The sequence below is a fragment of the Streptomyces mutabilis genome (assembly GCF_014649815.1).
Lineage (GTDB): Bacteria > Actinomycetota > Actinomycetes > Streptomycetales > Streptomycetaceae > Streptomyces > Streptomyces mutabilis.
Genome location: NZ_BMTT01000315.1, coordinates 1 through 520 on the forward strand (window position 1 = coordinate 1; position 520 = coordinate 520).

A 520-nucleotide genomic window follows, 5' to 3' on the forward strand; every position below is an offset into this window, starting at 1 on the left:
TGACGTTGAAATGCCTCTCGATCCTGCTTTAATTTTAAATCTTCATTATGTATCTCTTGAGATTGTGTATATATTTTTTCATCTAACCATTTTGGCGTTTTTTCAAGACTCATATAACGATTAGATATAACATGATCTTGTTTTTGAAGTTGTCGCTTGCTATGGATACGTTTTTCAGGATCAAATGTAAATTCTATCCACTCAATTTTACGTCCTTTCTTAGCTTTAATTTTATTGATATGAAGATTTTTGAAAATAAAGTTTAGTTCATTAATAATAGGAGTTAAAACCTTTTGATTAATATGTGTCATTCGATAACTACTAGGAATATCTAAACGTTCTCTAAAGTCATTAATTTGTATTTTAAAATAACCTGTATGTTTATATTGTTTTAAAAGCCTAAACATATTTTTAGAATATGTAGATTTAAGATGTGTCATTTCCTTTAACTCAAATTTAGTGAAATCTTTTGTTATTTCATTTAAAACGTGCTTGAGCTTGGGGTTAATACTAACTATAA

The 520-nt window shown here is 26.7% G+C and carries 1 protein-coding gene; it reads right to left on the reverse strand.

Annotated features, from left to right (window positions below; genetic code table 11):
* The coding region (locus tag IE142_RS35995) for a replication initiation protein (RefSeq protein WP_191889536.1) at positions 1–520 on the reverse strand (520 nt) is incomplete at both ends.